The organism is Natronomonas sp. (assembly GCF_046483325.1).
Classification (GTDB): Archaea; Halobacteriota; Halobacteria; order Halobacteriales; family Haloarculaceae; genus Natronomonas.
The window spans coordinates 102,065-120,807 of sequence record NZ_JAWODL010000011.1 but is presented as its reverse complement, the minus strand read 5'-3'; the positions used below and the strand labels follow the sequence as shown (position 1 = coordinate 120,807).

Below are 18,743 nucleotides of genomic sequence, written 5' to 3'. Positions count from 1 at the left end.
CGTCAGGCTATCTTCTTCGGGAGAAAGATAGTCACCGGCTGCGTCAGTATAGGTCAGTTATTGACAGACGCTGTGAACCGACGTTGACTCGAGCCACACTGCCACAGAAAGGGCATCCCACCTGTTGCTCAGGGCGGTCGCTGGAGATCCCTCGAAGTCACTCGAGACGGGCTCGCAACTGGGCAACGTAGGTGCTATTGCCCCAGCTGTGGTGTGGACGAATCGTCGCCAACAGCGTCTGAGCTTCCTCGTCTATCAGATATCCATTCCGCGCGTACTCACAAATGAGTCGTGGGGTTGGCACAATAGGTGGCCCCTGGAGTACCGCGTGGATGAGTGGGAAGTTTGTCCCGCCGAACTCGTCGGTGAGGAATCCGTCGACATCGAGTGCGTTCGCGAGGACGATGCCGTCGGTCTCCCCATCATCGAGACCGAAGGTCGGTCGTGAGTTCGGCGTATCGTCTTGTTCGCAGGGATCCTCGATCGTGCGGCGGTCGCGAGCCGAGAGGACGGTATTCGCTGCGGCACCGTGGATGTCCTGCTACCGCGCGATATCGCGGAGTTCCACGACAACGTTCCGTGGTACGGACACGTCACACGGGGTGAGTAGATACTGAAGTGGATCCGGAGCAGCGGCGCTGCTCGCGTCCGCATGCGGGACGGCGAGACCGACCAGTGCACTCGTGTCAGCGACGACCGTCCGCAGTGGTGGACCGCTCATCGATCGTCGTCAGCGGTGTTGACTGCCGTCGCGTCGTCGTCGTAGATATCGGGGTCGTCAGGGGGCGGCAAGATCGAGCGGTTCGTCGTCGAGATCCCGCTTGAGGAGACGGAGCCGTTGGGCTGTTTCGGCGCCGACCAACTGTTTGACCGTCTCGAACGCAAGCTGGTTGTCGTCGTATTTCGTCGCGACCAACTCTTGGACCGTCTCGCTATCGGCGGTCTCTTGGATGTACTCGCGAATGGCCTCCACAAGTAGATCTGTTCGACCCGTGTCGAAAAGCCCCGCGATCGCATCAAGCCGATCGACGAGCTACTCCGGCGATTGGAAATGCCCCCGTCGTGGATCGTCACTCGCACCCATCGTATGTGCAAATGATGCACATGGATTGATAATCCGTTCATCGAATGCGCATCGTTTGCAGATCGACTGGTTCGATCAACCAATCAGTCACGCCGATGACATCCTGCCCGACCTGAAAGGCTGGGAGTCACGAGCCAGCGGAGTCAGTTAACACGCCGAAGCAGTGTACGCAGTGCATACATTGTATACGCTATGGGAACGACCTCCCCGCGCGTCCCTGATGAGTTAGAGGCTGAGCTAGCAGGGATGTCCATCTGGGATCTCGCTCAGCTTGCCAAGGAGCGTGATATCACCTGGGTGGCCGCCGAGCACCTCGACGCGGATCTCGAGGCGCTGTGAATGTGGGTCTTCGACGCGACGCCGCTCATTTATCTTGTAAAAGTCGATCGGGTGGTACTTCTTGAACAGCTCGAAGCGTCGTGTGTAGTCCCCGAACGTGTCTATGAGAACGTCCTCACGACTGGTCTCGAAGCGGGCTATCCCGACGCCCGTCGCATCGAGCGAAGCGTCGACGACGGACTGCTCGATATCATCACGACTGAGACGACTCCGCTCTCGTCGCGGCTCCAAACGAACGATGCCCTCAGCGACGCCGACGTCGCGGTGCTCGCCTGTGCGGATGCGCATGACGGTGTGGCGGTGATGGACGAGACGTATGGTCGTGATGTGGTGATGGACGAGACGTATGGTCGTGATGTCGCCGCTGCCGAGGGGATTACCGATCGTGCCCGACACCGGCATACTCGACGCCGGTCAGGTCGGCGATGTCTTTGTTCCAGGTCGTCAGATCCCGGCGTTCGAATCCCGAGAGGCTGTCGTGGCCGCAGGCCCGGGCCATGACGTTCATCAGTTTACTCGTCGCCTCGAAGTAGTTCTGCAACCCGTCAGCGGCCGAATCGATAACCAGCCGGTTTCTGAGATCATCCCGTTGGGTGGCGATCCCGACCGGACAGTTGTTCGAGTCACAGGCTCGCATGCCGAGACAGCCGATAGCCTGCATCGCCGAATTGGCGACCGCGACGCCGTCGGCGCCCAGCGCCATCGCTTTGGTGAAATCCGATTCCGTCCGAAGCCCGCCCGTTGCGATGAGCGTAACGTCCGACCGGTTGCGCTCATCCAGGTGACGGCGGGCACGGGCGAGCGCGGCCATCGTCGGCACCGAGATATTGTTCTTGAACACGTCCGGTGCCGCGCCGGTGCCACCGCCCCGGCCATCGAGGATGAGGTAGTCTGCGCCGGCGTCGAGTGCGAAGTCGATATCCGCCTCGACGTGCTGGGCGGAAAGCTTGAAGCCGATCGGGATGCCACCGCCGACGTCGCGCACCCGATCGGCCATCTCGGCGAAGTCCTCGGGCGTTTCCAAATCGTGGAACCGCGAGGGACTCACGGCGTCCGTCCCCGGTTCGAGATCGCGGACCTCGGCGATTCGTCCCTGGACTTTTTCCCCGGGGAGGTGGCCGCCGGTGCCCGTTTTCGCGCCCTGTCCGGCCTTGAAGTGGAACGCCTGGACTCGTTCGACGAGGTCGATCTCCCAGCCGAACTTCCCCGTCGCGTACTCGTAGAAGTATCTGGAGTTCGCTTCCTGCTCCTCGGGGAGCATGCCGCCTTCCCCGGAACAGATGCCGGTACCCGCCCGGTCTGCGCCTTTCGAGAGCGCGATCTTCGCTTCCTCACTGAGCGCACCAAAGCTCATGTCGCTCACGAAGATCGGGATGTCGAGCCGCAGCGGGGTCTCCGCGTTCGGGCCGATCACCAGTTCCGTATCGACGGCCGCCTCGTCGTCGAGCGGCGTTCGGGCGAGTTGGGCCGTCAGGATCTGCAGGTCGTCCCACGACGGCAGTTCCGCGCGCGGGACACCCATCGCGGAGATGCCGCCGTGCTCGCCGATCCCCTCGGGCCCCTGTTGGGCCAGCGTCTGAATGTAGTGGGAGTACGGTTCCGTCTCGTCGTCGGGCTCACCGTAGAACTCCGGGTCGACGGCGCCGCCATCGATGTCGTCGGCGGACCCTCGCATCGCCCCGTCGCCGCCGTCCCCGGGCTCGGGGTCGTCGTAGGGCTGTGGATTGTCTGTCGCCCAGGCGGCCACTTCGGCTGCGTCGACGTAGACGATGTCCTCGTCCTCGTCGATCCATGCGGAGAAATCCTCTAACACCTCGGAGTTATCGTACTCGCTGATGCCGGTGTCGACTCGGTAGTCCCAGCCGTGGACGCCACAGATGAGGTTATCACCCTCGACGTGGCCGTCCCCGAGGAGCACACCGCGGTGGAGACACCGTCCATATAGAACGGATACCTCATCGCCGTATCGGACGACGACGAGATCGACGCCCTCGACCCGGACGTGTGTCGGTTCGCGGTCGGCGAGGTCACTCCAAGCGGCGACCTGTTCGGGGCGGGTGTCGGATGGACTCACCGAACCCTCCGCAGAATCGACCGACGTCCACGTGTGCCGGCCCGGTGTCGAGACCGTCGATCGACGACTGTACTGGATAGACTCGTCTGATTCGGGTATTCTTTTCGCCGAGGTTCCGAACGTCGCTGGAGAGTTCTCGATATCATGCTGTCTCTGTTCGACCAAACATTGCCTCTGGAAGAATAAAGGTCATGTGAATCTGTGACAAATTCTCACTATCGCCGTCCGCGTATTTATACGCAGGACAGGCGCAATGCCACGGTCTTCAGCCGGAGGAGGATGTCAATAGCGATGTGAACCCGCTCACGGAGTTCGCTCCGACAGAAGCGTCAGTCACGACCATCCGATCGATCAGATCGGGTCCGAATCGGTGAGTATCTCAACGAGTGCGGGGCCATCGTGGTCGATCGCGGTTTCGAGCGCCTCGTCGAGGTCGTCGGGGTCGTCGACGAAGACGCCGTGTCCGCCACAGTTCTCCGCGAACGCGGCGAATCCGGGGTTCACGAGGTCGGTCTGCCAGACATCCCAACCGCCCGTACGCTGCTCCTTGCTGATCTTCCCGAGTTCGTCGTCGTTGAGCAGGACGTGCGTGATTCGAGAAGCTCGCTCCGAAGACGGCTACTACGTCCGACTCGTTCATGAAATGACTCGCGATCGGGGTTCCACTTCGGCCGAGGACCTCGCCCGCAAGTGGGTGCGAGTCGGGAATCTGCCCTTTGGCTTTGAACGTCGTCAGCACCGGACAATCGAATCGTTCGGCGAGCTCGATGATGCCGTCCATCTCGAATCTGGCTCCGTGGCCCACCACGATCACCGGCCGTTTGGCAGTTTCCAGCAGGTCGACCGCATCGTCGAGTGCGTCTGCAGGTGGGGCGATATCACGGTCAGTAATCCGCCCCTCCGGATCGCCGGGTTCGACGCCTTCGGCGGACTGGGTCTGGATCTCATCAGGGAAGATCAGGTGTGAAACGCCGCGTTCGAGGATGGCGGTCTTCACAGCTCGAGTCGCGAGTTCGGCGTGCTGGCTATCCGGCAGGACAGTCGCCTCGAATTCAGCGACGTCACCGTAGGCGGCTTTGAGGTCGACCTCGGGAAGTTCCCCGTGCCGAGCACCTGTGAGTCGACCTGCCCGGTGAGCGCGATCGTCGGCGAGCGGTCGACGTTCGCGTCCCACAGCCCCGTGGGCGGACGAACATGTTCCACGTCCGTGCCGACATGGACGATGAGGGAGCTGCGCGACTCGCTCGTGCGTTCGGAACGAATCTCATCATGGCCGGGAAAGGTTCGGAGGGGATGCTTCGTCGAGAGGCGACAGACGACGGCATTCCGACCATCACCCTCGAAATGGGTGAGGCACATCGCTTCGAGCGAGAGTTAATCCATCACGCGCTCGATGGAGTTCGGAGCGTGTTCGCCGAGTACGGCATCTACCAGCAGGAAACCGTTCGCTGGCCAGGGTGGCGCACCGTTATCGAGGGGTGGAACGACAAAACGTGGCTCCGGGCGGACGCTGGCGGTATCGTCGAAATGCACTACGAACGGGGAGCGTTAGTTCACAAAGGCGAGACTATTTGTCGGATTACAAATCCGTTTAAGACCGATGAGACGACGGTGAAGGCACCGTTCACCGGGCTTCTCGCCGGTGTGCTCGAAAATCCAGTCGTATACCCCGGAAATCCACTCTGCCACTTCATCAGGATCGGTGAGATGCAGGAACGAATTATCGAAGAGCGAACCGGACGCACCCATGAACGAATCACCACGAAGACAGATCGGACGTAGCCCCTGTGACCAGTTCTCGATGCTCTCCGCACTACCTCCATCAGGGCTATTAGCGCCGGTATTCAACCGAGGGAAAAACGGGATGAGTAGTTGTTGTCCGTGTGAGACACCGATGCCGACCATCTCGTGATCGATACGGTGCCCTGGTATTCACTTCGGCCGTTGAAACGCGGCACACTCTGATACTTTCCACGAGATCGGCTTTTCATACGATACGCTTTGCGTTGTACCCAAGTTATATATTCTACGTCACATCAATATGTTCTTAATGAACGTATCGCAGGCGAGTCGACGAATAGTCGTCCTATTGATCGGGTGTATGTTGCTTGTCACGACTGCAGGAATCGCAACAGCCGCGGTAAGCGGTGATTTTTCGACGACGTATGACGGCTACGATGATGGAGAATCGACGGAGGCGCGCGGCAACGAAATCGCAGTCCAAGGGCAAATAGAGATAACTGGTGACCCTGCTGTAAATCCGACCATCGTGGTGCAAGGGGATGAGTGGGCTGTGTTGGACACCGCATCGATAGAAGTATTCGTCGAAGGTGATCGGTCGATACAGTTTGACCGTAGCTTCCGTGGTGGCGAGGTCAGACTCTCGACCAGTGAGATACCTACTGAAACGACGATACGACTGGAGTACCGGACGTACTACACAGGTGGTTCGGACTCCGCGTCGATCACCGCGAGTACAGTCCAGTTTGAGTATAATAGTCCGAGCGGTGATCGCACTCGCGAAACGTTCCAACCGGACACATCGCTTGAGAATCGACCGGAAGAGTTCGTTGCAGAGGTAAATTCAGCGAACCAACTCAGTCAGATTCAGCGGATCCTCTCGTACATTGGCGCAGGTGGTCTCGTGTTGTTATTGTTCGGACTTGTATTAAGCGCGATCGGTGGCAAAAATCCACCAGGTGGCGGCGGTCCCGGTCCACGGTGAACTACCCCTGCTTACTCATCGCTTTCGGTGGTTCGTTGAGCCGGGAGCTTCCTGCTTCGACGACGCGATTTGCGGATGCAGAGAACGTGTCCACAGCGGTCGCAGTCTACACAGGGGTAGATTCCGACTAACGTCTCGGAATTCATCAGATACTGTCTACGAACGGAACTCTATCGGCTGGTAACATTTATTTTGTCTCGGTAACCTGAATAGATATGACGAATCCACTGCCGACATTTGTCGTTGGTGTTGGGCGAGGGGGTATCGAAATAATGCGGACGTTGGCCGATATCGTCGAACGGGACGACCATTCACGGTATTTCGATTTCGTTGCCATCGATACCGACACGGATAGTTTCAGTGACATTCCCGATGATGCCACGACGATCGAACTGAATGCACCGACAGCCTTCGAGGCCGAGGATCGACGTCAGTACGCCTATCTGACCGAAGAGATGGAGATCGGTGTCAAAGGAGCCGAAAGGCAGCGTCCTGTCGGTCGATATAAACTGGACAGCCGCGGAACGCCCGATTTTTCCGATCACTTTGATCTTTTGTGGAAATCAGCGCGCGAACATCTACAGGGGCTTGAGAACTCATATGAGCCAAGCCGGGACTCGTATAATCTCATCTTAGTTCACTCGCTCGGTGGTGGGACCGGTAGTGGAACGTTCCCGCTTCTTGGGACGATGCTCGGTCATATCGGAGATGCGATCGAGCAACGCTACGGTATGGACGTGTACGTCGGCGGTGTCGGTATCGTCCCACAAATCACCCAAGACCCTGAAATCGTTCAGCCGAAGGGGCAATCGATCTACTACCCGAATGCCCACGCGTCGCTTCAAGATCTCTCAAAAATGATCGAAGCAAGCAGTGACCACCTCGATATCCCGCTCTATTCGCGATCGTTCGGGCGCGGGGGCCAGCGGCCGGATATCGATGAGTCTGTTGAAGCTTCCTTCAGCGGGAACTCACTCCCGATCGAGCGGACGCCGTTTAGCAACTACTGGTTAGTCGGCGTAGAGGAGGATCTGATAATGGGTGGTGGAGGATTCTCAGATATCGAAAATTACGGCGAAATGGTTGATCGTCGAGTTGCGGAGTCAATCCACGCGCTCGCGCTGATGGAAGAATCAGTCGAGAACTGGGCGACGGCAGTGAACGGACTTGCCACACTCGGGGCTGTTGGGCAATCCGAAATTCGTCTCCCGTACCGCGAGATTCGTGACTACTGTGAACTCAAACGCGACCGTGATGCGAAGCAGACGCGCTTAGAAGCAGAGATTCCTGAAGAAATCCAGACTCTTGAAGCGGAAATCAACCAGTTAGAGTCTGCCAAAACAGACCCGAAACGCGTTGCATCTGGGCGATCTGACGTTGATGACGCTGAAGACCTGGTCAGGGGAAAATTGGAGCAGAAACTCGGCGTCGGTTCGGCGCTCGTTGACGGGAACACCGCGGAGGATATCAGGTCCACTGTGTCCACGATCGGTGAGACATACGGTCCTACGATGATGTTATTGGCTGTTGACAAACTGGACGAAATGTTTGACCACCCTGCAGCTGTTCCAGCAGTGGAAAGCCACTGGGAGGAGGTCGTCGATCAGCACTGGGAAGGCTGGAACATGAACAGCAAATCGGAGTTCGGCGGATCTGATGTCAGAACATATCGGGGTAAAGAGGGGGCTTTGGAGCGTTACTTTGATCAAACGATTTCTGAGTACGAAAAAGAAGTGGAGGCCCGTGATCCGGGGATGCTTGACAAAATCCCGGCATTTATCTCTCTCACCGAAAGCACGCGTGAAGAGTACCAACGGTGGCTGGATAACCTTCGGAATTCACAACAGCAGTTGCTGGAGGTGGACAACCGATATCAGCGCGTTCAAGCGATGGTGGAGGCGGCAGATGATCTCCATCGTGAAGCCAAAGAGGCATTAGACGAACGAATCGCGGACCGACAGGAGTCGATTACTGCTTTAGAGGAAGAGACCCGACAGTTAGAACGGGAAATAAAACGACACGGGCGTGAAATTGACGAACTCTCATCCCAATTGACCAAACGTGACCGTGCCGGTCAGCGACTGAGTATTCTTCCATTACAAGAAGGAACACTAGAAGAACTCACGCTTGACCGGTTACGGAACGAATTAACTAGTTTGGATAAATTCGTCGGTGAGTTCGTCGACGAGGACGATCTCCGGATCGGCATGGATAAAATCCAGAGTAACGCACTGGCATGGGAATATCCAACCGTCGAGATGAATTATGATGGGCTGGATCCAAATCCCAGCCGTCAAGACCTTTGGATTATGTATCACGAAAATAACGAAAAATACGCCGATGAGTATGTGTCAAAGGTCTCGGGAGCAACCGTGCGGAAAGCTGGACAGAGTATAATCGGCTACTCCGATGACCCCTACAGTATCCAGTTCGTATCGTTCGATAACTCGGGCCCAGTCGAAGGACTCCAACTATTCCAGCGGTACGAGCAGATGCGTGAATCGGGAATGCTCGACTCGATGGCGGGAAAGTTCGGCGATCACCGCGCTTCGTACGCGTATCCCGAATGGTATTCCCGTGAAGATCAAAAAATATTCCAAATCAGTAGACGACAGACCACAGATCGCCCACCAGAATTGGATCCGGACCGCGTGGTCAAGTCTGACTTCGAATCCGAAGGTGAGAAGCGAAACTACATCAAAACCAACGGATTGGACCTATATATCTGGCATGGGACGATGTGGGAACACTTCGATTTCCAAGACGACAATGAGGTGTTCTTGGGTTGGGAACAAGCTGTGGATGGACTCACGTTCAAACAACTCCAACAGGCGACGCCGGACGAGAATTTGAAAGCGCGCTGGCTTGCCGGTCAGGCTGAGTGGGATGATATTCTCGATGCCTACATCCGAAATCTCGAGGACCGGGAGCGACTCGAACTATCCTTCGAGACTGAGGAGTAATCTCGCCTGTCTGTACTTCTTCGATGGCCTATTCTAAGCGCACGCTACACGAGCGGATGATACTCTCCAGAGATGGGGGTCGAGCGAATTCTATCGGGATTGCCCTGGATTTTACGTTCCCATCGGATCTGACCGCACTCACGGTTCAGTTACCCTCTTCTATCGATATCGATAGCTCAGAGGGATTCAACGAACATGAATCGAAGCTAACGTGGGACGAGCAAACTTCCGTACCATCAGTGACCGGCCGATACGATCCAAGCTTGACTACGATGGGGGGATTACAAACGGTCGACCACGGGGAGTGGGCTGTTGTAACGAGACCTGCGGGCGGTTTCGGAATACGTTGGTCTCATCGGGGAACGGACATCACGTATAAATCCTCGTACGGAATTGAGGGTTCTGGAGTGATTAGTTCAGACGGTGCTGTCGCGTATCTCGGACCGTACGAACGGTACACCCGAACAGGTCTCTCTGAGCAGTTGAAATTAATCGTCCCGGAGGCAGCACAGCTGGCACACAGCGTAGACGAGATACTCGACTGCATGGAAGCCGTCAGCCGAACACTCGATATCGGCCCACGCAATAACGAGGTGCTGATGATCGCTGCACCGTCTAGGGAATCTAACTGGGGACCGACTGGGACTCAGTTCGGCGATGAGGGCTTTTGGGTCTTAGATCGGACGAAACTCGCACATCCCAACAATACTTGGATCCACGAGTACGTCCACACGCGACAGAACTTCGAGTGGGATGAGTCACTGCTGTGGCTGATTGAAGGGACTGCTAATTACTTTGCGGCATGGGCGGGAGTGACTCTGGGCTTGATCGATTTTGAGTGGTTTTATTCACACCTCACTCGTACGCCCGATCCCGATGCGATCCTATCGGATCCGGAGACATGGGCCAGCTACCAGACAAAATACACGAAAGGCGCTGTTGTAACAACTGCTCTGGCTGCCGAGCTGCTTGAACGGTCAAATGGACGCGTCGATTTAATGGATCTCATTCGAGGGATGTGTGAGAGTGAATCCGACAACCAACTCTCAATCCGTGCTTTGCGATCATATTTCGTCCGTAAGAACGTGCCCGACCTGTCTGCGTGGCTCGAGCGCTATGTGAACGGTACAGAGCTGCCACACCCTCCGAACGATCCGGACGCGTACGCTTTCGACAGTACGATCGAGGATAGTACGAACAGAGATTCGACGACCGAAACCGACGACGAAGACGAATCAGGAACAGCCCCTGAACCAGAGAACGGTGATGAGACGATTGTGACGGATTCTGAAGAAGAACCTCGAGATGATGAGATTGACAGCCCTCCAGAGATACATACGCCTGAGGAGCCCGATATTTCGGACGCCGACTGCCCCATCTGTGGTGCTTCGGTTGACGATGACGAGAACTTTTGTAACAGTTGTGGTACCGCGATACAACGCGAGTGTTTTGTCTGCGGTGGGCAGGCTCCCGGTCAGGAATTCTGCCCCGTTTGCGGCACAGAACTTGTGATTGCATGCGAAGTGTGTGGACACAAACAAAGCTCCGATACGACATACTGTGGAAGATGCGGAACGGAATTGTAACCGGTACTGCCGCCGTCTGATAGGTGAAAACCGGTCGGCTGTTGGTGTTTTTTGAACCACACCGAAAAGTACTACGAGAGTGCCGCTTTCGAGGTCGACGACGTACCCGCGAGCGAGCACGCTGTTGGCGATCCGTTCATCCGGTCTATCGCCTACGCCGATGGGATGATCGCCTGTGTCTATTACCACCATCCCGAGGATTCTCAGTGTTCTCTCGCGTACGTTACTCAGCACAGGGATGAAATAACGACGTCCGGGCAAGCTGCAATTATGCACTGCTCGTGGCATATAGATGGAGTTGCGACGTATCGCCGCCGTCAAACTCACCGTCTCCGATGAGCGCTGCGACGACCTAAATTACAACGGGGTGCGAAACATCGCACACAAGTATCTCCAGAACCGGCCTACCGGTTCTGGAGGGGTGACCCAGCACCTCGCCCTGAAGTCGAGAACGCTGAACGGGAACGGCGAGTGTTCGCCTTCCGCAGTATCGCGGACAGACCGGGAGTTCACCGACAACCCTCGGCGTTCACGCCGAGGTGGGTGATTCCGGTCTGTCATCTCTGTTTACAAAAAGCAGCCTGAGGGCCTCGGATCGTCGGCCGACGCCGTCTTCGCGGATGACGAGAGCCCGCCGGGCTCTCGAAGCACGTGCCCCCGAGGCGGTTCACCGCACGACTGTCCAGCCACAGCTCCCACGAATCATTTACGTCCGGCGCTCATCCACTCGGGTATGGAGATCGACCCCGACGACAACCATCACACTTGGGCGGAACGCTCCGGGGAGTACTCGCCGGAATACTACGCCGAGATCGGGGCGAACGAGGTGAGCGAGACGCTCGCCGCCGTGTTCGATCACTACGTCGCCTCCGACGCCGCGATCTTGGAGTTGGGGTGTAGCTCCGGTCGCCACCTCGAGTACCTCCGCAAGCAGGGATACACGGACCTCACCGGGATCGACCTCAACGACGACTCCTTCGAGGTCATGGCCGAGTACTTTCCCCGACTCATGGAGACCGGTACGTTCCACACCGGCGCGATCGAGGAGTACCTCCCGAGTGTGCCCGAGGACCACTTCGACGTCGTTTACTCGGTCGAGACGCTCCAACACGTTCACCCCGACGACGAGTGGGTCTTCGAGGAGATCGCCCGCGTCGGTTCCGACCTGGTGATAACGGCCGAAAACGAGGGGAACAGCCCGAACCGCGGCCGCACGGAGTCGATGGTGAGCAGCGTCAACGACGATTTCCCGCTGTATCACCGCGACTGGAAGGCGGTGTTTTCCGAACTGGGGCTGGCACACCTGCTCTGTGAACCCGGCAAGCGCGATACGGTTCGGGTGTTTCGGGTGGTTTGAGCCGATCGACCGCGGTAAACGGGATATCCGTCGGCCGGAAGAGGGGGTCCCGAACCCGGTCGTCCGATCGGGGGCACCGATCACCCCGCCACTAATAAAGTACGATAATAACAATATAGCGTAGCGTCAGATTCGATGAAGACGCCGAAAACACACCATAACTGTCACTTGAGCGTCTAATATAGTTTAATAATGGCAATACTAATACGTGTCGAGTACTATGTAACGGTGTGATGAACAAAAGAAAGTGCAATACCGCTGGGACGGTGTTCGTGTTGGTCCAAGGGCTCGTGGCCGCGCTCTTCCCTCAGTCGAGTAGCAGGTTCGTGAAGAAGATGATCGGCATGAACTTCGAAAACGCCTCGGAACTCGAGCCGAAGCCAGCGTATGTCCGGCAGTTGCGTGCGATCGGCGTCGGCATGGTCGCTGCGGCAGGCACCGATCTTCTCCTGCAGAGTGTCGAGAACACGGACGACGACGACGAGAGCCAAACCGACGAGGACACCGAGTAGCGACGGATCCGCATTGACATCCCCCCACACTAAACGGCAAGGACTCCACCGTCGGGGGGTCTCGTTGGGACGGTCGTTTCGAATCGAGACGGTGGACGGCTGTCTCGGGTTACCCGAAGACGGGCCGATTCCGGGCGACTTTTTATCCGGCGACTGGGATCGAACGCCATGCATGTTCTCGTTACCGGTGGGGCAGGGTTCATCGGCGGGCACCTCGCGGAGGCGTTCCTGTCGGACGGCTACGACGTGACGGTCCTCGATACGATGGATCCCTTCTACGATCTCGGAATCAAAGAACACACGAAGGACGTACAGCGCGAGCTGGCGGCCGAGCGGGGCGTCGACTATTCGTTCGTCGACGGTGACGTTCGCGACGCCGACCTCGTCGACGACCTCGTTTCGGCGGCCGACTACGTCTACCATCAGGCGGCGAAAGCCGGCGTCCGCCCGAGCGTCGAAGCGCCGCGCGAGTACGACGAGGTGAACGTCGACGGCACGTTGAACCTCCTCGACGCTGCCCGTAAGACCGACATCGAGCGGTTCGTGATGGCCTCTTCGTCGTCGGTGTACGGCGGTCGCGAGGAGTACGTCCCGTTCTCGGAGATCGATCCGACATTGCCAGTCTCACCGTACGGCGCGTCGAAACTCGCCGCCGAACGCTACGCCTGCGCCTACCACGAGGTGTACGACCTGCCGACAGTGGCGCTCCGATACTTCACCGTCTACGGGCCGCGGATGCGACCGAACATGGCCATCTCGAACTTCGTCTCCCGGTGTATCAACGGCGACGCGCCGGTCGTCTACGGCGACGGCACCCAGACGCGGGATTTCACGTTCATCGACGACGTGCTCGATGCGAACCGGACGCTCTTGGACACCGACGCCGCCGACGGCGAGGCCGTCAACATCGGCTCGACGGACAACATCGAGATCCGAACGCTCGCAACCGAAATTCGGGATCAGCTCGCCCCCAACCTGGAACTGGAGTTCGCAGAGCGCTACGACGCCGACGCCGAACACACCCACGCGGACACGTCGAAGGCGCAGGAGCTACTGGAGTACAGCCCAGAGCATACGATCCGCGAGGGCGTCGAGAAGTTCATCTCGTGGTATCGCGAGAATCGCGAGTGGTACGAGCCGCTCGTGTTGGCGTCCTGATAAAAGACCACAGCGTGTTGGACCAGCGTGGCGGGGTGTACTACAGAATTCCCATGAACCGTCGGGGGCACGTGCTTCGAGAGCCCGGCGGGCTCTCGTCATCCGCGAAGACGGCGTCGGCCGACGATCCGAGACACTCGGATTGGCCCGCCTGTAGACGTGTCATTTCGTCTTTGGCGTGAAAGATAGCTAGAGCGGCGACTCACGGATACGTTTCGTGCGTTATCCCCGAGATGTTTCCGTGGCGCCTATTATCAGCGAGGACGGGCTCATCCCGTTCCAGAGCCGTTGCAGCGATCACTGCGTCGCCTTTCCGGATACCTGGTTCCTCTCCGTCATTCGCAGCGGCCATTCGCTCACCAAGCAGTCGTCCCGCGCGTCGGGAAATCCGTGGTGTCATGTCCACGAGCGGATACGAATCGAGCACTGCTTCGACTGTCCGGCGCTCTTCGAGGGGACCTGACATCTTTCCGACACCGATGTAGAGCTCCAAGGTCGTCATCGGCGGGATCACGAGCGGGACGCTTTCGGCTTCGAGTTCGCGTTCTTTGTTAATCGCGGCCTCGTCGCCATCGATGACATCTAGGATATAACTTGTATCGACGATCATCGCTATTCGAAACGCTCTGAGACTTCGCGAACTTCTTGGCGGTCCGCTTCATCAGCGGTTTCGATCCCCTTTCGCATCTCACGCACCTGTTTTTCGTCGAAGACGCCCCGGAGATCGCGGAGTGATCGCCCACCGATCAACCGCGCTACGGCGTCGCTGAGCGACTCGTTATCGCGCTTGTCTGCCTTGATTCGCCCGTACACGTCGTCTTCGAGGCGGATTCGCTGTGACGTCTCTGTCGACAGCGTTGACACGCTACAAGAGTTAAGGATGGGGTGGCTCAGTACGGCGAACACACCAGCTCGATCCCCGTCTCGAAGTCGATCTCCGGCTCCCATCCGGTCGCCGCGTTGAGCTTCGAGTAGTCCGCACAGGTGTCGTGAACGTACACCGACTCGGGGATCGGGTTCTCGACGTATTCGGGCTCGACGTTCGTCCCCAGTTCCTCGTTCAGGAGGTCGACGACCTCGTTGAACGAGTAGCGTTCGCCGGTACCGACGTTGTACACGCCGTCGAGACGGTGCTCGGCGGCGAGTTGGATCCCACTGACGATATCGGAAACGTGCGTGAAGTCGCGCGTCTGCGTGCCGTCGCCGTACAGCACCGGTGACTCCCCGTTGACGATGTCGTCGGCGAACTGTGCGATCACGTTCGCGTACTCGCCTTTGTGCTCCTCCGCGCCGCCGTAGCCCTGGTACACCGAGAAGAATCGGAGGCCGGAAAGCGACATCCCGTAGTGGTTCGAGAAGTACTCGGCGTAGCGCTCGCGGGCGAGCTTCGAGGCCTCGTATCCCGTGTTGACCGTCACGGCCATGTCCTCGGGAGAGGGTTCGGTCCGCGAGCCGTAGATCGACGACGTCGAGGCGTAGACGACGGTGTCACAGCCGTCTTGACGCGCCTGGTCGACGACGTTGACGAACCCTTCGACGTTCACGCGCGCGCCGCGCCGGGGCTCCTCCTCGTGCATCGCATAGGACGACAGCGCCGCGAGGTGAAAGACGACGTCCACGTCGGTCGGTAGGTCGTCGTCGAGAACGGATCGATCGTGAAACGCCACGCCGTCGTCGAGGTTCTCGGGCGTCCCGAGATAACAGTCGTCGACGACCACGACGTCGTTGTTTTGGGCCAGCCGATTCGCCAGATTCGAGCCAATAAACCCCGCCCCACCGGTGACGAGGACGCGTTGGTCCTGCATACGCGAACGTCGTCGAATCGGAACAAAAACGTTGCGAGCGAGGGATCGAACGCCCTGCCGCGAGCTTAAATACCAGAACGCATAACTCCTCGCCAGTGATCGAACGCAGAGGCACCCACACGGCCGCGCGGATCCTGACCGCTGACGAGGGGCTCGTCGCGTCGAACGTCCTCGATCAGCTCGACGACCTGGTCGACCATCCCGCGTTCACCGAACCGATCCGGATGATGCCCGACGCCCACGTCGGCGCGGGCGCGCCGGTTGGATTCACCATGCCACTCGGCGAACGGATCGTCCCGAACGTCGTCGGCGTCGACGTGGGCTGTGGGATGGCGGCGTTCGAGTTGGGCGACTCGCTGCCGCTCGCCGACGCCGACCGTGAACGCGCCGTCCGTGAAACCGTCCCGATGGGTCGGTCGGTTCACGACGACGACGACGCCGTCCACCTCGTCGATGAGTTCCCCTTCGAGCGAGCCAATCGGGTCTTCGAGCGCTTCGACGACGCTCACGCCGACCGCTTCGGCGAGTGTATCGACCCCGGTTTCGAGTTCGAGGGCTACGACGAGGCGTACTTCAAATCGCTCTGCGAGCGCGTCCTCCGCGAGCAGCGGCAGGGGATGGGCTACGTCATCCGAGGTGCGGGCACGCTCGGCGGCGGCAACCACTTCATCGAGTTCGCCCGCTCGCGCGAGACCGGCCGGTACTGGCTCGTCGTCCACAGCGGCTCGCGGTATCTCGGTAAGTCGGTCGCGGAGTTTTGGCAGGGGCGAGCCAACGATTACCGCGCCGCGGACGGGATCCGCGACGCCATCGCCGAGGACGTCCGGTTCTTGAAGTTCGATCCCGAGGCCGTCAGCGATCGCGAACTCCACGCGTGGGTGACCGGCGGGATGGGCGAATCACACCTCGAAAAAGACGCTATCGTGGACGCGTTCGACGGCAAAGAGATCGAGCGCACCTTCGATCGGCTCTCGCGCCCGGCTGAAAACGTCGAAGAGCGAAACGACGCGCTCGATTACCTCGACGGACGGGAGGCCCACGGCTACTACGTCGACATGTTGTTCGCCCAGCAGTACGCTCGCTGGAACCGGACGCTGATTGGCGAGGCGATCTGTGACGTCCTCGGCGTCGGGCCGACCGACTCCTTTCAGTCGATCCACAACTACGTCGACTTTCGCGACCTGACGATCCGAAAGGGCGCGACGCCCGCCCGCGAAGGTCAACGACTCGTCGTCCCGCTCAACATGGCCGAGGGATCGATCCTCGCCCGCGGAGAGGGCAACGACGCGTACAACCGGAGCGCGCCGCACGGCGCCGGCCGAACGATGAGCCGCAGCGAGGCCTTCGAGACGGTCGCACTCGACGAGTTCGAGGCCGCGATGGACGGCATCTATTCCGAGTCGGTCGTCGACGGCGTCCGCGACGAAGCGCCGATGGCGTACAAACCCGCCGACGCGATCGCCGACGCGCTCGAACCGACGGCGGAGATCGTCGACTGGCTCGATCCCGTCCACAACATCAAGAGCACGGAGTGAGCCAGTACGATGTTGACGGCCTCCCCGCCCTGAACGACGGGATTTCAGCGGGGGGTAGCTGACTCCTCATCGGAACCGGTGCCCGAGAGGAAGACGACTGCGAGATACAGCACACCGAGCAGTCGCGCTGCGGGCCGCACCCACGGCCGCAGTTCGAGCTCGGTGGAATTTTCGTAGGCGAACGACTGGCTCAACCGGATCAACGGATCGGGATACAGCACCGCCAGTGCGCCGGCTCCGCCGAGAAGCGCACTCGATATCGGTGACTGCTCCCGACCGCGGACGAGCAACAACACCAACATCGCCCCCTCGAGTCGGGCGAGTAGATTCGCGCCCGGCCGTAGCTGCGCATTCTCGGGGTTTTTCAGCCCGATCCGCTCGCAGGTGTCGATGATCGGTTGCGGGGCGACGACCTCGACGAGGCCGAACACGATGAGCGTCGTGCGGAGCATACACATGCGTTGAGCACGGGCGAAAATAACTCTAGGCTGCCCCACGGTCACCGCTCGACCCGCGCGAGAATCGACCGTCGACCCCGTTCGAGTGCGATGCCGGCCGTGATCAGGATCGTCCCCGCGACGACGAGCGCGATCGAACCGGACAACGCGTCGACGACGGTCGACGCCACGAACGACAGCGTCTGTCCAAGCGCGGCGACAGCGGCCAGATCGACGAACGTCCGCGACCCCGTCCGATATCCGTAGTATCCGGTCGCGGCGATCGCAGCGAGCCCCGTCAGATGAACGACGGCCAGGGCAGCCGCGTTGGGAATCGTTTCTGCCGCGAGCACCCCTGCTGTCGTCCCGACTGCGATCGCAACGGTTGCCGTCGTCGCCCACATGGCCGTGACTCGATCCGCTCGCCACCAGAGCCACCCACTCCCCATGACCGCCCCGACCGCAAGCGCCGCGAGCGTCGCCGACGCGTCGAGTTCGAACCACTCGAACCGTCCGTCGAGCGTCGTCAGCGCGATCACACCGACGAGCGCGAACGTCGCGCCGACGACTCGATAGGTCCACCGGATCCGATCGGTGTTCGCGACCGCGAGACAAAACAGCGTCACGCCCAACAGCGCGAGAGACGTGACCGGCTCGCTCGGTGAGGTGAGATCCAAAACGACGCCCGCAAGCACGACGAGGCCGAAGCCGGTGCCGACGCGAGAGTCGAGCGCGTGGCCCGTCGGGAGGGCGATCGCCGTCCACGCGAACAGGAGCCACACCTCGGCTATCTCCACTGACGCGAGATCGGCGAGCAAGAACAACGACGGCCCGACCAACACCGCTCCGAGAAGCGTTAGCGCGAGCCCGGCGCGCGGCACGGAACGCCGATAGGCGGTCGAGCCGGCCGCGTAGGCGAGTCCCGGTCCCGCCAGGAGGACGGCGACCTGTGCGACCGTCGGGAGGTCGTCCCAGTTCGTCGCGAGAAACAGCGTCACGCCGACGAAGACGAGCGCCGAACCGACGACCGATAGCGCGACCACCGCCCGCGATCGCCCGGCGTCGTCGCCGTCGTAGCGGGCGAGGATGGCCTCCGCCTGCGTTTCGGTTATGATACCGTCGCGAACCCACTCGTCGACTTCGGCTTGGAGGGCGTCTGGGTCCATGT

The 18,743-nt window shown here is 59.6% G+C and carries 15 protein-coding genes and 4 pseudogenes; 8 read left to right on the top strand and 11 right to left on the bottom strand.

The window, feature by feature from the left end; all coding sequences use genetic code 11:
* Positions 1-157: 157 nt before the first annotated feature.
* The 6 genes and pseudogenes from R6U53_RS02815 to R6U53_RS02790 all read right to left on the bottom strand — a co-directional run.
* Positions 158-721: pseudogene (locus R6U53_RS02815) on the bottom strand (hypothetical protein).
* Positions 718-1,084: pseudogene (locus R6U53_RS02810) on the bottom strand (hypothetical protein). The pseudogenes R6U53_RS02815 and R6U53_RS02810 overlap by 4 nt, the downstream one beginning before the upstream one ends.
* 237 nt (positions 1,085-1,321) lie before the next feature.
* Positions 1,322-1,825: a hypothetical protein gene (locus R6U53_RS02805; RefSeq protein WP_410320872.1), complete on the bottom strand. Its 504-nt coding sequence runs from the start codon at positions 1,823-1,825 to the stop codon at positions 1,322-1,324.
* On the bottom strand, positions 1,800-3,497 hold the full coding sequence (locus R6U53_RS02800) for a glutamate synthase-related protein (protein ID WP_410320849.1): 1,698 nt from the start codon (positions 3,495-3,497) through the stop codon (positions 1,800-1,802). Before R6U53_RS02800 ends, R6U53_RS02805 begins: the two co-directional genes overlap by 26 nt.
* Before the next feature lie 351 nt (positions 3,498-3,848).
* The gene (locus R6U53_RS02795; protein WP_410320871.1) at positions 3,849-4,052 is read right to left on the bottom strand and encodes a thiamine pyrophosphate-dependent enzyme; all 204 of its coding nucleotides are present in this window, start codon (positions 4,050-4,052) and stop codon (positions 3,849-3,851) included.
* A 94-nt stretch (positions 4,053-4,146) separates the two neighbouring features.
* A pseudogene (locus R6U53_RS02790) lies at positions 4,147-4,302 on the bottom strand (hypothetical protein); the annotation flags it as partial.
* A gap of 374 nt (positions 4,303-4,676) precedes the next feature.
* On the opposite strand from R6U53_RS02790, the pseudogene R6U53_RS02785 reads away from it, so the two are divergent.
* From R6U53_RS02785 to R6U53_RS02755, 7 genes and pseudogenes are all read left to right on the top strand, one after another.
* Positions 4,677-5,279, top strand: a pseudogene (locus tag R6U53_RS02785) (succinylglutamate desuccinylase/aspartoacylase family protein); the annotation flags it as partial.
* A 268-nt stretch (positions 5,280-5,547) separates the two neighbouring features.
* Positions 5,548-6,222 carry a hypothetical protein gene (locus R6U53_RS02780; RefSeq protein WP_410320848.1) on the top strand — a complete coding sequence of 225 codons (675 nt, stop codon included), beginning with the start codon at positions 5,548-5,550 and terminating at the stop codon, positions 6,220-6,222.
* Positions 6,223-6,437: 215 nt separating this feature from the next.
* The gene (locus R6U53_RS02775) at positions 6,438-9,185 is read left to right on the top strand and encodes a tubulin-like doman-containing protein (protein ID WP_410320847.1); all 2,748 of its coding nucleotides are present in this window, start codon (positions 6,438-6,440) and stop codon (positions 9,183-9,185) included.
* 545 nt (positions 9,186-9,730) lie between these two features.
* Positions 9,731-10,771 carry a double zinc ribbon domain-containing protein gene (locus R6U53_RS02770; protein ID WP_410320846.1) on the top strand — a complete coding sequence of 347 codons (1,041 nt, stop codon included), beginning with the start codon at positions 9,731-9,733 and terminating at the stop codon, positions 10,769-10,771.
* A 739-nt stretch (positions 10,772-11,510) separates the two neighbouring features.
* The gene (locus R6U53_RS02765; RefSeq protein WP_410320870.1) at positions 11,511-12,128 is read left to right on the top strand and encodes a class I SAM-dependent methyltransferase; all 618 of its coding nucleotides are present in this window, start codon (positions 11,511-11,513) and stop codon (positions 12,126-12,128) included.
* Positions 12,129-12,361: 233 nt separating this feature from the next.
* The gene (locus R6U53_RS02760) at positions 12,362-12,640 is read left to right on the top strand and encodes a hypothetical protein (RefSeq protein WP_410320845.1); all 279 of its coding nucleotides are present in this window, start codon (positions 12,362-12,364) and stop codon (positions 12,638-12,640) included.
* A gap of 168 nt (positions 12,641-12,808) precedes the next feature.
* Positions 12,809-13,798, top strand: coding sequence for a GDP-mannose 4,6-dehydratase (locus R6U53_RS02755; protein WP_410320844.1), 990 nt, complete (start codon positions 12,809-12,811; stop codon positions 13,796-13,798).
* 202 nt (positions 13,799-14,000) lie between these two features.
* Here R6U53_RS02755 and R6U53_RS02750 read toward each other — a convergent pair whose 3' ends face one another.
* The 3 genes from R6U53_RS02750 to R6U53_RS02740 are packed head-to-tail and all read right to left on the bottom strand — an operon-like array spanning position 14,001 to position 15,603.
* Positions 14,001-14,408, bottom strand: a complete 408-nt coding sequence (locus R6U53_RS02750; RefSeq protein ID WP_410320843.1) for a PIN domain-containing protein — start codon at positions 14,406-14,408, stop codon at positions 14,001-14,003.
* Between the two features lie 2 nt (positions 14,409-14,410).
* Complete coding sequence (locus tag R6U53_RS02745) at positions 14,411-14,662, bottom strand: antitoxin VapB family protein (protein WP_410320842.1); 252 nt, start codon at positions 14,660-14,662, stop codon at positions 14,411-14,413.
* A 26-nt stretch (positions 14,663-14,688) separates the two neighbouring features.
* Positions 14,689-15,603 carry an NAD-dependent epimerase/dehydratase family protein gene (locus tag R6U53_RS02740; protein WP_410320841.1) on the bottom strand — a complete coding sequence of 305 codons (915 nt, stop codon included), beginning with the start codon at positions 15,601-15,603 and terminating at the stop codon, positions 14,689-14,691.
* Between the two features lie 95 nt (positions 15,604-15,698).
* On the opposite strand from R6U53_RS02740, the gene R6U53_RS02735 reads away from it, so the two are divergent.
* Complete coding sequence (locus R6U53_RS02735) at positions 15,699-17,138, top strand: RtcB family protein (RefSeq protein ID WP_410320840.1); 1,440 nt, start codon at positions 15,699-15,701, stop codon at positions 17,136-17,138.
* A gap of 44 nt (positions 17,139-17,182) precedes the next feature.
* On the opposite strand, the gene R6U53_RS02730 is transcribed toward R6U53_RS02735, so the two are convergent.
* Positions 17,183-17,590, bottom strand: a complete 408-nt coding sequence (locus R6U53_RS02730) for a hypothetical protein (protein WP_410320839.1) — start codon at positions 17,588-17,590, stop codon at positions 17,183-17,185.
* 47 nt (positions 17,591-17,637) lie between these two features.
* Positions 17,638-18,741 (bottom strand): DUF2157 domain-containing protein, encoded by a 1,104-nt coding sequence (locus R6U53_RS02725; RefSeq protein WP_410320838.1) that lies wholly within the window; start codon positions 18,739-18,741, stop codon positions 17,638-17,640.
* Positions 18,742-18,743: the final 2 nt, after the last annotated feature.